Here is a 13,006-nt window from a genome sequence, read left to right as displayed (position 1 = left end):
TATTTCGCTCACGGCCGACCAGAAACATTCTCCTTCAATGAATTCCACCCTCCAGACGCTTCCCACTAGACGTATCGCTTATAGCTGGGCAAGACCGGATTCGGTGACAGTAGCGCAAGGGACCAAATCAGCCTCGCGCTACTCACCACAGATGGAGTTCGGAATGACCATCACCTGCATCAATGATCTGCAACGCCTGGCGAAACGCCGCGTGCCGAAGATGTTCTACGACTATGCCGATTCCGGCTCGTGGACGGAGTCCACCTATCGGGCCAACGAGGCCGACTTCGCCGCGATCGGACTGCGCCAACGGGTGATGGTCGACATGGACAATCGCACTCTGCGCACGAAGATGCTCGGCGAGGAGGTGGCCATGCCGGTGGCGATCGCGCCGACTGGCCTGACCGGCATGCAGCATGCCGATGGCGAGATGCTGGCCGCGCGCGCAGCGAGTGACTTCGGTATTCCCTTCACGCTCTCGACCATGAGCATCTGCTCCATCGAGGACGTCGCGTCCGTCAGCTCACGGCCCTTCTGGTTCCAGCTTTACGTGATGCGTGACAAGGATTATATCGGGCGGCTGATCGATCGCGCCAAGGCAGCGGAGTGTTCCGCGCTGGTACTCACCGCTGACCTGCAGATCATCGGCCAGCGCCACAAGGACCTGATCAATGGCCTTAGCGTGCCCCCTCGCCCCACCGTGGCGACCGTGCTCGATCTGGCCACCAAGTGGCGCTGGTGCTCCGGCATGCTAAAGACGAAGCGCCATACCTTCGGCAATATCGCCGGACATGTGAAGGATGCTGGTAACCTTAGCTCCCTCTCGAAATGGACCGCCAGCCAATTCGATCCCAGCCTGAGCTGGGACGACATCAAGTGGATCAAGGACCGCTGGGGCGGCAAGCTGATCATCAAGGGCATCATGGAGCCGGAAGATGCCGAGTTGGCCGTGCAGGCGGGCGCCGATGCGGTGATCGTCTCCAATCACGGCGGACGTCAGCTGGATGGTGCCGCCTCCTCCATCTCCGCCCTACCGGACATTCTCGCGGCAGTCGGCGACAGGACAGAGGTCCACATGGACGGCGGCATCCGCTCCGGACAGGATGTGCTCAAGGCGGTGGCGATGGGTGCCAAGGGCGTCTATCTGGGGCGCGCCTTCCTCTATGGTCTCGGCGCCATGGGCGAAAAAGGCGTGACCAAGTCCCTGGAGATCATACACAAGGAACTCGACACCACGCTGGCCCTGTGCGGACTACGTGATATCCACGACGTGGACACGCGAATTCTCAGGCCCGGCACCTATCCACTGGCCAGCTCGCAGAGTGGAGCCGAAGCAGCGCGAGAATCACGCCGCAGGGTGCCTCATGACCCGCTGGGCACGACCTCCTGAACACGACGGCGGAGCAATGACGCCCTGAAAAGCACAAGGCCGACATGCACCAGTGGAATCCACCACGGCACATGTCGGCCTGTCATCACTGGGCGGCGAATCTCTTAAGGCTCACTCAAGAGTCACTCAAGACCCGCTCAAGGCACACTCAAGATCCGCTCAAGACTCAGTGCACCTTGAGACGCGGCCCCATACTTCGGCGTAGTACGTCACTGACCACCTCGGCGGAGCCCTTCAACGGCCCCAGCAGCAGGAACTGGTGCTGGCGCTGCAGCCCTTGATAGGCGGCGCGCGCAAAGCGTCCTCTCACCTGCAGATCATCATTGCCCTTGCTGCCTTGGGCATTGCCAAGCTTGTCACTCAACTTGCCGCTGAGCTCACCGACGCTGCCGGCGCTGGAGAGTGACAGCAAGGTGCCGCGGTCCTTGAACTCGAAGGCCTGAGCCGGCTCACCCTGCTGGCGACGCGGCAGTTCATCGGCGAGAAACTCGGCCTGCTCGCTGGCCACCTGAGCGGTGGGCGGCAGCGGTGCCTCATCGATGTTGGCACAATCGCCCAGCGCGAAGATGCTGTCGTGGCCGAGACATTGAAGCCCGGGGGTCACCGTGAATTGACGCTTCTTGTTGCTTTCCAGGGCATCGATTTCCTCGACGATGGCAGGCCCGACACGCCCTGCCGCCCAGACCACCAGATCCGCGTCCCGCGTCACCGACTCATCGCCTTCACTGATCTCTACACTGCCGGAGGACACCTTGGCGACCTGACGAGACAGTTCGATATTGATGCCCTGCTCCTCGAGTCGCTGATGGATCGACTCGCGCAGTTCCTGTGAGACACCGGGCATGAAGGTCTCGGTGGCCTCGAGAATCGTGATCTCGACCTTCGCGCCCTTGGGGGCAGGAGCATCATGCATGCCGCGCGCCTCATGCAGGTAGGCGGCCAGTTCGACACCGGTGGCGCCGGAACCGACAATCACCACCTGATACGGCCGCCCGGAGGAATCCTTGGCGCTACCCTCGACGCTATCCTGAGCACCACCCTGGTTGGCTGAAAGACCAGCATCGCCTGTCGGTGCTGTTTCCATCGCCACATGGTTGGCCAAGAGGCCACGCGAGAACTGCTGGGCGATGCGCTCGGCATCGTCGGGGGAATCCAGCAGACAGGCATGCTCCAGCACGCCCTCGACACCCATGTCCGGCGTCACGCCGCCCAGGGCCAGTACCAGCTGACGATAGCCCCTGACTCGCGTCGGCACCTCGGCACTCGCTTGGTCTTCCCTGCCCGGAATCGCGGCCAGGGTGATCTGTTGCTGTTCAGGATCGACGCTTTCGAGCGTGCCGCATTCATAGCGGAACCCCCACTGCTCGGCCAGGCCGGCATACCCCAGCTCATCGACCTGACGCCGCCCGAGGCCCGCCGCAATCTCATGCAGTCGTGGCTTCCATACATGACTGGTGTCGCGGTCTATCAGCAAGACGTCCTTGTGGCCTTCCTTGGCAAGGCGAACCGCCAGCTCCAGTCCGCCGGCGCCGCCACCGACGATGATGATATCGGCATCGCGCGTTCGCTGAGGATCATGCGTTTCCATAGGGCCTCCTTTAGCGGGGTCGAATATGAAAACCTTATGTCAGGCCAGCCGCTTTTCAAGACTGGCACGCATGGCTTCGTCAATGCACGGCCTTTGATGCGACGCGTCATGGGCGTGATCGTCTACGCAACGCTTGAAGCCACCTTGGGGTTTGACAGCGCTCGAGTCCGCGACTAAAGCTTATTTATACGAATAAATATAACTGACTCGCTGCCGCTCAGGACATCGCATGCCGACATCGCCCTCCCCCTCGGACACTTCACGTACCAGCGCCAACGCCTCTGGCACTCCCCTGCCCAGGCGGCAGAAGCTGGCCGAGTTGATCAGTGATGATCTGAGGCGCAGCATCGTGCGAGACGGGTTGAGCGAAGGCGACCGACTGCCCAACGAGAAGGCGCTGATGGCCCAGTACGGCTGCGCCAAGGGCACTCTGCGCGAAGCCCTCAAGATTCTCGAGGTCGAGGGCTTGATCACCCTGAAGACGGGGCCCAATGGCGGCGCCGTGCTCAATGCGCCGAGCATGGAACCGGCCAGCCGCATGCTGAGAAGCTTCCTGCATTTCAAGACGCTCAATGGCGCCCATGTCTATCAGTTACGCCGACTGCTGGAAGTCGAGATGGCGGTATCGGTGGTGGGCCTGCTCAGCGAAGAAGACCTGGAGGCGCTTGAGAACAATGTCCATGACTGCAGTTGCCATCAACCGCAGGACGAGGACCAGCGGCGCCAGCGCTTTCTGGAAATCGAATTCCATCAGGTGCTGGCCCGCGCCTGTCCCAACCCGCTGCTCAGCTTCATGTGCCAGTTCCTCAACGACATGCTGCATGAGCTGGTCGTCATCAAGAAGGCTTACCTGCCGGAACGCAAGCAGTTCGACCAGGCCAATCAGCATTACCACACCGGCCTGATCACGGCGTTCCGCCAGCAGGATCATGAACAGGTCCGTCAGCTCATGACGGAGCACATGCAGGATGCCGAGCACCATATGACGGCACTCGAGGTGGAAATGGCCGATCAGTTGCTCGTCACTCCGGCGCAACTGATGGCTGACAGCAGAACCTGACCCGAAGCCGTAATCCAGACCGGGACCAGGGCCGAGACCGGAGCCGAAAGCACAACAACAATATCCACGAAAGGAACAAGCCGATGACCACTGCCCAGATGGACACATCGCCAGCGAATACCCTGAGCGAGCTGCTCACCGACAGCGATCGCCTGTGGCAATCATTGATGACCCTGGCCGAGTTGGGCGCCACCCCCAAGGGTGGCGTCAACCGCCAGGCGCTGACCGAACTGGACCGCCAGGCGCGCGACCTCTTCATTCAATGGTGCAAGGCCGAGGGTTGCACGATCCGTATCGATGCCATCGGCAACATCTTCGCGCGCCGCGCCGGCACCGACCCGGATGCGCCGGCGGTGATGACCGGCAGCCACATCGACACCCAGCCGACCGGCGGCAAGTTCGATGGCTGCTTCGGAGTGATGGCCGGGCTTGAGGTCCTGCGCAGCCTCAACCAGCACGACATCAAGACCCGCTGCCCGGTTGAAGTGGTGGTCTGGACCAATGAAGAAGGCTGTCGCTTCGCGCCCTGCATGATGGGGTCCGGCGTGCATACCGGCCAGTTGCCACTGCATGAGATGCTCGCCCAGAAGGACAGCGACGGCGTAACCGCCGGTGAGGCACTGGACGCCATCGGCTATCGCGGCAGCGATGAGATCCCCCGCGAGAACGTGCGCGCCTTCTTCGAGAGCCATATCGAGCAGGGCCCGATCCTTGAAGATGAAGAGACCACCATCGGCGTGGTGATGGGCGCACTGGGCCAGCGCTGGTTCGATTTGTCGCTGACCGGCCAGGAAGCCCATGCGGGCCCCACGCCCATGTCCCTGCGCCAGGACGCCATGCTCGGCGCTGCCGAGATCACCGTCGCCGTCAATCGCATCGCCATCGATCACGCGCCGCATGGCCGCGGCACCGTGGGCGTGATGCAGGTCCATCCGGGCTCTCGCAACGTCATCCCGGGTCAGGTCAACATGACCATCGACCTGCGCTCGCTGGAGCCCGACTCTCTCACCGCGATGGTTGCCGAACTCAAGGAAGTCGTCGAAGCCGTCAGCCAACGTCACCGCCTGGCCTTCGAGCTCACCCCTACCGCCGACTTTGTCCCCGAGCACTTCGCCGATAACTGTGTGAACGCGGTGCGCAATGCCGCCAACCAGCTCGGCTACTCGCATCTCGACATCGTCAGCGGCGCCGGTCACGACGCCATCTTCATGGGCCGGATCGCCCCCGCCGGCATGATCTTCGTGCCCTGCGAAGGCGGCATCAGCCACAACGAGATCGAGAACGCCGCGCCCAAGGACCTGCACGCCGGCTGCAACGTACTCTTCCATGCCATGCTCGATCAGGCCGAGATCGTCAGCTGAGCATCAGGCACGGCTCGCTGAACGCTGATCATATAAGCTGCTGAAACGAAAGCCCCGCTCGAGTCGCCATCGAGCGGGGCTTTCGTGTCTTGCAGGCCAGCGGCTGTCAGGCATGCTCTGACACCTTCACGCCAGTGAGCGTTTCCAGAGACTCTCGATGCTGTCCATCTCCGCCGGACCGAACAGCGCCTCGGGTTCGCCGCGGTACCAGGCCCAGAGCTGATCACCGAAATCGAAGTGCCACCATTCGCTGGGCAGATTGGTGAAACCGGCTTCGGTCATGACGTGATAGAGCAGACGCCGGTTGTCGCGTGCCTCGGCCTGGGGCGTATCGCCGGCAGGCGGATGGCGCTCGAAATGATCCGCATGGGACTCGGGTGTCGCCTCGTCGAACAGCGTTCCCATCTCGAGCAGCAAGCCATCGGCGTCACACAGGGTGACATCGACGGCGCCGCCGGTGAGATGTGGACTCGGCGCGTCCGGGTCACGGCTGGGCAGGGAGACGAATTCGCGCGTACGTGCCAGCAGCTGCTCCTCATCCAGCTCAGGATCATGCGTCTTGAGCGACTGGTATAGCGTCTCGAACAGGTACTGCTGCACCCGCCAGGGGCGCCAACCATCCATCACCACCAACGACAGCCCTTCCGGCAATGCGCGCGCGGCCTGCAACAGGCGCTGATACACCGCGCGCCGTACCAGACATTCATTGACTGCCCCGGGGATACCGAGGCGCGCATAGGCGGGATAGACCTTCAGACATGACGGCCCGAGGCTGGTCGGCACCAGAGTATTGTCACAGCCCTTGACGGGGATTCGGGTGACCTGTGTCCAGTCCGGCTCGTCATGACTCGGGATGGGAGGGATTGGTCGGTTCAATGTTGACGTCATGAGTTGTTATCCAGACAGGGTCGGCAACCACAGGGTAAGAGGCGGGAAGATGATCAGCATCAGCAGCACCGCGACCGCCACCAGCACGAACGGCCAGATGGTACGAAACAGTGAGGTGATCTCGAGCTTGCTGACCGCGGCGGCCACGAACACGCATGCGCCCATCGGCGGCGTGATCAACGCGATGGTGATATTGAGCGTGATGATGACCCCCAGGTGCACGGGGTCGATGCCGGCGGCCATGGCCACGGGCACGAAGATCGGCGTCAGCAACATCAAGGCCGAGACTTCCTCCATGAACATGCCAGTGACGAAGGTGATGGCGCTGAGCAACAACAGGATCAGGATCGGGCTGTCGATATAGGGTGTCAGCAATGCCACGAACTGATTGGGGACCTGGGCATAGGACAGCAGCCAGCTGACGATGGATGACACCGCCATGATCACGAAGATGGCACTGGTCAGACGCGCTGTATCCTTGATGGCACCCCACACCTCGACAAGCTTGAGCGGCCCTTGGCACAACCCGCAGAGCAGAACGTAAGCGACGATCAAGGCGCCAGATTCGGTCGGGGTCACGATGCCCAGCACGATGCCGGAGACGATGATCACTGGTGCCACCAGCGCAGGCAGCGCACCGATGACCGCCGCAATCACTTCGCTGCGTGCCGGTGCCTGACCGCGTGCCTGCAGGCCATGACGTCGGGCATACCAGGCATTCATCGCCATGAACGCCACCGCCAGTACCAGACCCGGTACGACACCGGCCAGGAACAGGCTGCCCACGGAGGTATTGGTCAGCGAGGCGTAGAGGATCATGAAGATGCTGGGCGGGATGATCGGCCCGATCAACGAGCTACCTGCTGTCAGGCCTGCGGCAAAGGAAGTCGAATACCCTTCCTTGCGCATGGCCGGCACCAGCAGCGAGCCCAGCGCGGAGGTATCGGCGACCGCCGAACCATTCACACCGGCGAAGAACACGCTGGAAACGACGTTGACATGGCCCATGCCACCGCGCAGATGCCCGACCATCAGGCGTGCCAGGCGCATGAGGCGTTCGGTCAGGCCACTGATGTTCATCAGGTTGCCAGCGAGGATGAACAGCGGAATCGCCATCAGCGAGAAGGCATTGATGCCACCGAAGAACTGTTGTGGCCCGAGGCGCTCCAGCATCGAGAGATCGATGAACAGGAAGCCGGTCACGGCGGTGGCGAGCAAGGAGAGAAACAGCGGCAGGCCCAGCAGGACATGCACGACGAAGATGGCCAACATTGCCCAGATCATGTGCGCGGTCCTCCTGTCTTTTCATCATGCGCCGGAAGGCCGGCAGCCTCCTCGTCCGGTGCGATCTCCAGTGTCTGGGATCTCAGCGGCCGTGGGCCATGCAGCAGGATCTGCAGCGTGATCAACGCGAAGCCGATCGGCATCGAGAGCATCGGCACGCTGCGACTGATACCCAGCCCCATGGTGCGAAACATGCTTGCCGACATGGCGTAGTGCCAGGTCATCCAGGTCGCGCCGGCCATCAGCACCAGCGTCAGCCACCATTGGTAATGGATTAGTACCTTGGCCATGCGCGGAGGCAGACGCCGCTCCAGCAGCGCCACTCGCATATGCGCCCCTTCTGCCCAGACGACGCCGATCGCCAGCATGACACTGGCGATGATGAGATAGCGGGTCAGCTCATCGACCCAGATGGGGGCGCCGCCCAATACATAGCGCATCACCACGCCGTAAAGCATGATCAGCACCGTGGAAGCCAGCAGTACTGCCGCTATCGCCAGTGTCACGCGGCCACAGGCAAGCAGCAGGCCTTCCCGCAGGGAAAGCTGTCGTGAAGGAGTCATGGAAGTCATTTACCGCAATCCACCAGCAAGGAGGGAAATTCAGAACCTCGATGCCCGGACTATCCTTGCCCGGGCACCGGGTACCGCAGCGAGAGGTTCACTGATGCTGAGCGTCACTCGCCTTTCACCGAGTCAACGTGTCAGTTCATCGCAACAGACCATCGCGACAGGTCATCGCAAAGGGCCATCACGAGGACAGGCCAGCATCCTTCATCGCGGTGTCGATCAGCTCTGGGGCGATGTCCTGGTTCTTGAGCCATTCCAGATAGGCCGGTTGGCCCTTGCTGCGAAATGCCTCGAGGTCCGCCTCACTCGGGCGGATCACTTGCATGCCCTGCTCTTCCAGCGAGGCGATGCGTGACTCGACCTGATTCTGGTTGTCCTGACGGGCCTGGGCATTGGCTTCCTTGACTGACTCGAGCAGTGCCGTGCGCTCCTCGGCCGACAGGCTCTCCAACAGCTGACCATTGCCGACCAGGAACTGATCGGAGTACTGGATGTTGGCCAGCGTCAGGTACTTCTGCACTTCCTGCAGACTGCCCAGCAGGATGTACATCGGTGGGTTCATCTGGCCATCCGCCACCCCAGTGCGCAGCGCCATGTAGACCTCCGTCCACGGAATCGGCGTGCCCGAGGCACCGAAGGCCTCATAGAGCGCTACCTGGCTTGGGTCCATCGCGCGGAAGCGAAGCCCTTCGAAGTCATCCGGGCTGGTGATCGGCCGCTTGTCATTGGTGAAGGCCAGAAAGCCCCCTTCCTCCACGACAGCCAGAATCTCGGCGCCATTGGTGCGCTCGCTGAATAGCTGCTGCACCTGCTGCCAGTACTGACCTTCATCGAAGAAACGGCGGGCATCCTCAAAGCCGTCGAACATGAACGGTGTCGCGCTGACATAGACTTCCGGCACGATGGGCGCCATGCCCGCGAAGGAGGCGATGTTGAGGCTCGGTGAGCTGATCACCTGCTCCATGCGCTCCTGCTCCTCGCCCAGCATGCTGTTGGGATAGAGCTTGAGTTCCAGCTCGCCGTCGGTCTTCTCTTCCACCAAGGTCTTCAGATTGCTGGCAAAGACATGCACCGCGTTCTTGTCGGCATCCGGCGCACCGTTGTAGCTGAGGTTGATGGTCTGGGCCTGCACGCTGGCCGCCAGCAGGCTGAGCGCCAGAGTGGAACCGGTGAGCGTCTTGCGCAGCAGAGATGTCTTGGACAAGGACATGTGGATTCCCTTTTGTTGTTGTAAATATTCGTTGTATGCGGCGGGAGTGACGCCGCCTGTGTCAGTGTGGCCCTGCGGCCAGTCAAAGTGAGGGACTTTCCTTTCGCCTTCACACCTCGAAAGTAGCGTTGCCGCCGTAGACTAATCAATCGCCGGAGTGTTGTTTTTTCGTCCACACCTGAAAAAGCGCCTGAATAGTGCCCTTCCTAACGACGACTGCCCCGCCAGCATGGGCTATACGGGGCAGTCGGGACGTTCTGTGAAATGCTGCACTAAGCGAGAGGATGGCCTGTGCAATGGGACAGCCGTGTGAGGAGATAGAGCTGGGCAACCGCCCGTAAGCGTCAATACCCATACCGGTGCGTCGAGCGACGCTGCTTGAATATCACATGGCGAACATCACGTGGCGAACGTCACTTGCTCAACAGGCGTGGCGCATCCGCGGTAAAGAATCGCAGGCCCTGCTGAAGATGGGTGACGCAGGCCTCGACGGCGACGGTCATCTCGCGCCCACGCCGCGTACACATCTGCGCACGGGTCGTCGCCAGCGCGGGGTGCTGCATCGGCAGCAGGCAGATATCACCGCGCCACAGCTCCTCCACCACGCTCAACTCCGGCATGAAGGTCACGCCGATCCCCGAACGCACGAAATTCTTGAGCACCGACACGGAATTGGTGCGCAACTGCGCGCGCAGCGAGACCCGCTCCTGCTGCGCCGCCTGATTGACCATCTGACGCATACCGGTGCATTCATCGATCAGTGCCAGCGGCCACTGCGCCACCTGCGAAAGCGTCAACGGCTCTGCGATCTCGAGTAGTGGATGCTCCGCCGGTACGATCAGATCCAGCGGCTGGCAGGTCTCCACATGGCAGCAAAGAATCGGATCGACGGGCGGGGCATAGAGCAGCGCGATATCCACCTCGAAGTCGCGCAACAGTTCGGTCGCCTCATTCACCCCCGCCATACGCACCACGACCTCGATGCCGGGATGACGTGCCATGAAGCTCTGCAACGGCAGCGAGATCAGATCGGCAATGAAGCCTTCGCCCACCGCGATTCTCACCTCACCACTGCGCAGGCCCTGCAAGGCGCTCAGCTGCGAGAGCGCTGCCGCCTCCGCCGCCTGCTGGCGATGAAAGTGATCCAGCAGCAACACCCCGGCCTGGGTGGCGCGCATGCCCGTCTCGCTGCGCTCGCACAGCGCGACACCCACCTCTTCTTCCAGCTGCTTGATCTGGCGGCTCACCGCTGAAGGGTCGAGATTCAGATGCCGCGCCGCGCGCCGCAGTGAGCCCCGGCGGATAATTTCATTCAGCGCCGTCAGCGCCTTGGGATTGAGCATGGAGACAGTACTCGCCAGCGACAGTGGAGAAAGAGGCAAGACTCGGATCACGCAGGGTATCCTTGCAGACCGAGCGACTACCAGAGGCCCACATCGGGAAGCGATCGACAACGAAAAAGGAGCCGCATAAGCGGCTCCTTCTGGTTCGACGTGATCAGCAGTTACCTTTCTTGGCCTGCCCCGGCGGGCAGAAGTCACCGCCTCCCCGCTTGTGGTCATGGTGTCCATCACCGATCTCGATGATTGGCTCGGCATCGATCCGCGCCGGTGTATAACTGCACCCTGCCACGAAAAGGGCACTCAGCATCACCAGGCTGACAACTCGCACGCTAGACTTCATCATCATTCCTTTTCATGAAAATACGCATTTCTCGATGCTCCATATCGTACCGGAATGTACGCCATCGAGAACGCAATTTCTCAACGAGTGGTAATGTGAGCCTCAAGCTTGCGGCATCAATCACGACAGGATCTGGCCATGTTCGATTTCAAGGAAGTGGAAGCCTTCGTGTGGATCACGCGTCTGGGGTCGTTCCGACTAGCCGCCCAGCACCTGCATCTGACCCAGCCCTCGATTTCCGAACGCATCAACAAGCTGGAAACCACGCTGGAGACCCGCCTGCTGGAGCGCACTCGCCGACCGGTACAGCCGACGCTCAAGGGGCGCGAATTCTATCGCCACGCCGAGGCACTGCTGGAAGCGCGCCAGAAAGCGCTATCCATGATGGAGTTGAATACGCCCTTCCAGGGCGTGCTGCGACTGGGCGTCGTCGAAACCGTCGCGCATAGCTGGCTGCCCGGTTTTCTGGCCGAACTGGCGCGCCGCTATCCGGACCTCACGCTGGAACTCGAGGTCGACAGCTCCCCGGGACTTGCCGCCATGCTTACCGCCGGCGATATCGACCTCGCCTTTCTGATGGGGCCGGTGACGGCAGAGAGCGTGCTCAATCGTTTTCTCTGCAACTACACGATGGGCTTCGTGATCACCCCCGCGCTGGGCTTTACCGAAGACAACTTCTCGTTGCGACGCCTGAATTCTCTGCCGCTGATCTCGTTTGCCCGCAACAGTCGGCCCCACCATGAACTTGGCTCGCTGCTGCATCAGATGGGGCTGGATGACGTGAAGCTGCATTGCTCAAGCTCCTTGTGGACCATCGTGCGCATGACGCTGGATGGCCTGGGCGTCGGCGCCATCCCGCCACGCATCGTCGCCGAGGAAATCCGCCAGGGCACCCTGCTCAGCCTGCCCTGCGACCTGCCCGAACTGACCTTCACCGCCTCCTGGCCGACCCATATGGAAAGCGCCCTCGCCGAAGGCGTGTGTGAACTCGCCATCGAGATCGCCCGCCAGGATCAGGAGGCGCATAACCATCAAGGGTAATATCCCGATTGCAGCGGGCTTGAGGCATTCAAAAGCCACTCTGGTGCGCTACCAACGTAACCATTATCACCTTCGAGGCGTTACGGAAGTTGCTCTGAAAATCTTCCTCGGGGGCGGAATCTGTCAACATAGTTGGCACATGAAGTGGTTCTGGCTTTTTAAAGCCCTACTGCCTGCGGTACCGGATCCCGCTCCGGATTCAGATGCACTATCTCCGGCAGGTCGAGTTTCCGGATGTCGCCTGACCACCGCTCCGGGTGACGCTGCTTCGCGGCCTCGAAGACCTCTCGGCGCTGCGTCAGAATGCCTTTGGCCTCGTCGTTATGACGCTGGCTCGGCGTGACGTAGCGAAGGGCGCTGTGCCGGTGCTCATGGTTGTACCACTCGGTAAATTGCTGAACCCAGTCCTGAGCCTCGGCCAGGGTGGCCTCCTTCCTCAACTTCGCGCTAGCTTCCTCCGGCATGGTCCAGCAGGTCACCGGCCTGCTTGAGGCCTATGACCTGGGACCCTTCGCGCTGCTGATGGCGGTAATCGTCTTGTTCATCGTGCTCGGTTTCTTCATCGAGACCCTGTCGCTGATGGTCATCACCATTCCCATCGTCACCCCGCTGATCGCGGCGGCCGGTTACGACAAGGTGTGGTTCGGCATCGTGATGATCCTGTTCGTCGAGCTGGCACTGATCACTCCGCCGGTCGGCCTGAACCTCTACATCGTGCAGGCCTCGCGGCGTGGCGAAGCCTTCGCCGACGTCATCATCGGCACCCTGCCATATCTGGGCGCGATGCTGGTGATGGCCGCGCTGCTGGTGGCCTTCCCGCAGATCGCGCTGTGGCTGCCTTCGGCACTGTAAAGCCGCTTTTGCCTGACACCTGCTGGCAAGCCGGCAGGTGTCACTGGCGCAACACTGTTCACTCAAGACTTCGAGCATAG

The 13,006-nt window shown here is 61.6% G+C and carries 13 protein-coding genes; 5 read left to right on the top strand and 8 right to left on the bottom strand.

The features are described from left to right. The first annotated feature begins 163 nt into the window (after positions 1–163). Positions 164–1,390 (top strand): alpha-hydroxy acid oxidase, encoded by a 1,227-nt coding sequence (locus AC5WNI_RS07315; RefSeq protein WP_368448912.1) that lies wholly within the window; start codon positions 164–166, stop codon positions 1,388–1,390. A 166-nt stretch (positions 1,391–1,556) separates the two neighbouring features. Here AC5WNI_RS07315 and AC5WNI_RS07310 read toward each other — a convergent pair whose 3' ends face one another. Beyond that, the gene (locus AC5WNI_RS07310) at positions 1,557–2,978 is read right to left on the bottom strand and encodes an NAD(P)/FAD-dependent oxidoreductase (RefSeq protein WP_368448910.1); all 1,422 of its coding nucleotides are present in this window, start codon (positions 2,976–2,978) and stop codon (positions 1,557–1,559) included. 229 nt (positions 2,979–3,207) lie between these two features. Between AC5WNI_RS07310 and AC5WNI_RS07305 the strand changes: the two genes are divergently transcribed. Together AC5WNI_RS07305 and AC5WNI_RS07300 are read left to right on the top strand one after the other, a co-directional pair. Continuing rightward, entirely contained in the window at positions 3,208–4,038 is an 831-nt protein-coding gene (locus tag AC5WNI_RS07305) for a FadR/GntR family transcriptional regulator (RefSeq protein ID WP_368448908.1), read from the top strand. A gap of 83 nt (positions 4,039–4,121) precedes the next feature. Continuing rightward, the gene (locus AC5WNI_RS07300) at positions 4,122–5,399 is read left to right on the top strand and encodes a Zn-dependent hydrolase (RefSeq protein ID WP_368448906.1); all 1,278 of its coding nucleotides are present in this window, start codon (positions 4,122–4,124) and stop codon (positions 5,397–5,399) included. 126 nt (positions 5,400–5,525) lie between these two features. Here AC5WNI_RS07300 and AC5WNI_RS07295 read toward each other — a convergent pair whose 3' ends face one another. The 6 genes from AC5WNI_RS07295 to AC5WNI_RS07270 all read right to left on the bottom strand — a co-directional run bounded on the left by AC5WNI_RS07295 (position 5,526) and on the right by AC5WNI_RS07270 (position 11,039). Further along, complete coding sequence (locus AC5WNI_RS07295) at positions 5,526–6,287, bottom strand: M15 family metallopeptidase (RefSeq protein ID WP_368448904.1); 762 nt, start codon at positions 6,285–6,287, stop codon at positions 5,526–5,528. A gap of 6 nt (positions 6,288–6,293) precedes the next feature. After that, a complete protein-coding gene (locus AC5WNI_RS07290) occupies positions 6,294–7,571 on the bottom strand; it encodes a TRAP transporter large permease (protein ID WP_368448902.1) in 1,278 nt (425 codons plus the stop codon). Beyond that, positions 7,568–8,134 (bottom strand): TRAP transporter small permease, encoded by a 567-nt coding sequence (locus AC5WNI_RS07285; RefSeq protein ID WP_368448900.1) that lies wholly within the window; start codon positions 8,132–8,134, stop codon positions 7,568–7,570. Before AC5WNI_RS07285 ends, AC5WNI_RS07290 begins: the two co-directional genes overlap by 4 nt. A gap of 187 nt (positions 8,135–8,321) precedes the next feature. Beyond that, on the bottom strand, positions 8,322–9,350 hold the full coding sequence (dctP, locus tag AC5WNI_RS07280) for a TRAP transporter substrate-binding protein DctP (RefSeq protein WP_368448898.1): 1,029 nt from the start codon (positions 9,348–9,350) through the stop codon (positions 8,322–8,324). Positions 9,351–9,763: 413 nt separating this feature from the next. Continuing rightward, positions 9,764–10,732 (bottom strand): LysR family transcriptional regulator, encoded by a 969-nt coding sequence (locus AC5WNI_RS07275; RefSeq protein WP_495928996.1) that lies wholly within the window; start codon positions 10,730–10,732, stop codon positions 9,764–9,766. A 115-nt stretch (positions 10,733–10,847) separates the two neighbouring features. Next, on the bottom strand, positions 10,848–11,039 hold the full coding sequence (locus tag AC5WNI_RS07270; RefSeq protein WP_043332127.1) for a hypothetical protein: 192 nt from the start codon (positions 11,037–11,039) through the stop codon (positions 10,848–10,850). A gap of 132 nt (positions 11,040–11,171) precedes the next feature. Here AC5WNI_RS07270 and AC5WNI_RS07265 point away from each other — a divergent pair, with 132 nt between their 5' ends. Beyond that, positions 11,172–12,074: a LysR family transcriptional regulator gene (locus AC5WNI_RS07265; RefSeq protein ID WP_368448894.1), complete on the top strand. Its 903-nt coding sequence runs from the start codon at positions 11,172–11,174 to the stop codon at positions 12,072–12,074. A 158-nt stretch (positions 12,075–12,232) separates the two neighbouring features. On the opposite strand, the gene AC5WNI_RS07260 is transcribed toward AC5WNI_RS07265, so the two are convergent. Then, entirely contained in the window at positions 12,233–12,514 is a 282-nt protein-coding gene (locus tag AC5WNI_RS07260) for an integrase core domain-containing protein (protein ID WP_368448892.1), read from the bottom strand. Between AC5WNI_RS07260 and AC5WNI_RS07255 the strand changes: the two genes are divergently transcribed. Further along, positions 12,498–12,926, top strand: a complete 429-nt coding sequence (locus AC5WNI_RS07255; protein ID WP_368448890.1) for a TRAP transporter large permease subunit — start codon at positions 12,498–12,500, stop codon at positions 12,924–12,926. The two genes, AC5WNI_RS07260 and AC5WNI_RS07255, sit on opposite strands and share 17 nt — an antisense overlap. The last annotated feature ends 80 nt before the right edge of the window (positions 12,927–13,006 follow it).

The sequence above is a fragment of the Cobetia sp. PDI-12MA genome (genome assembly GCF_059507695.1).
Note: the sequence above shows the minus strand (reverse complement) of the source record. Positions and strands in the feature narration are given on the sequence as shown.

Coding starts and splice junctions, on each gene's coding strand:
- AC5WNI_RS07315 (WP_368448912.1), top strand. CDS start 164: ATGACCATCACCTGCATCAATGATCTGCAACGCCTGGCGAAACGCCGC.
- AC5WNI_RS07310 (WP_368448910.1), bottom strand. CDS start 2,978: ATGGAAACGCATGATCCTCAGCGAACGCGCGATGCCGATATCATCATC.
- AC5WNI_RS07305 (WP_368448908.1), top strand. CDS start 3,208: ATGCCGACATCGCCCTCCCCCTCGGACACTTCACGTACCAGCGCCAAC.
- AC5WNI_RS07300 (WP_368448906.1), top strand. CDS start 4,122: ATGACCACTGCCCAGATGGACACATCGCCAGCGAATACCCTGAGCGAG.
- AC5WNI_RS07295 (WP_368448904.1), bottom strand. CDS start 6,287: ATGACGTCAACATTGAACCGACCAATCCCTCCCATCCCGAGTCATGAC.
- AC5WNI_RS07290 (WP_368448902.1), bottom strand. CDS start 7,571: ATGATCTGGGCAATGTTGGCCATCTTCGTCGTGCATGTCCTGCTGGGC.
- AC5WNI_RS07285 (WP_368448900.1), bottom strand. CDS start 8,134: ATGACTCCTTCACGACAGCTTTCCCTGCGGGAAGGCCTGCTGCTTGCC.
- dctP (WP_368448898.1), bottom strand. CDS start 9,350: ATGTCCTTGTCCAAGACATCTCTGCTGCGCAAGACGCTCACCGGTTCC.
- AC5WNI_RS07270 (WP_043332127.1), bottom strand. CDS start 11,039: ATGATGATGAAGTCTAGCGTGCGAGTTGTCAGCCTGGTGATGCTGAGT.
- AC5WNI_RS07265 (WP_368448894.1), top strand. CDS start 11,172: ATGTTCGATTTCAAGGAAGTGGAAGCCTTCGTGTGGATCACGCGTCTG.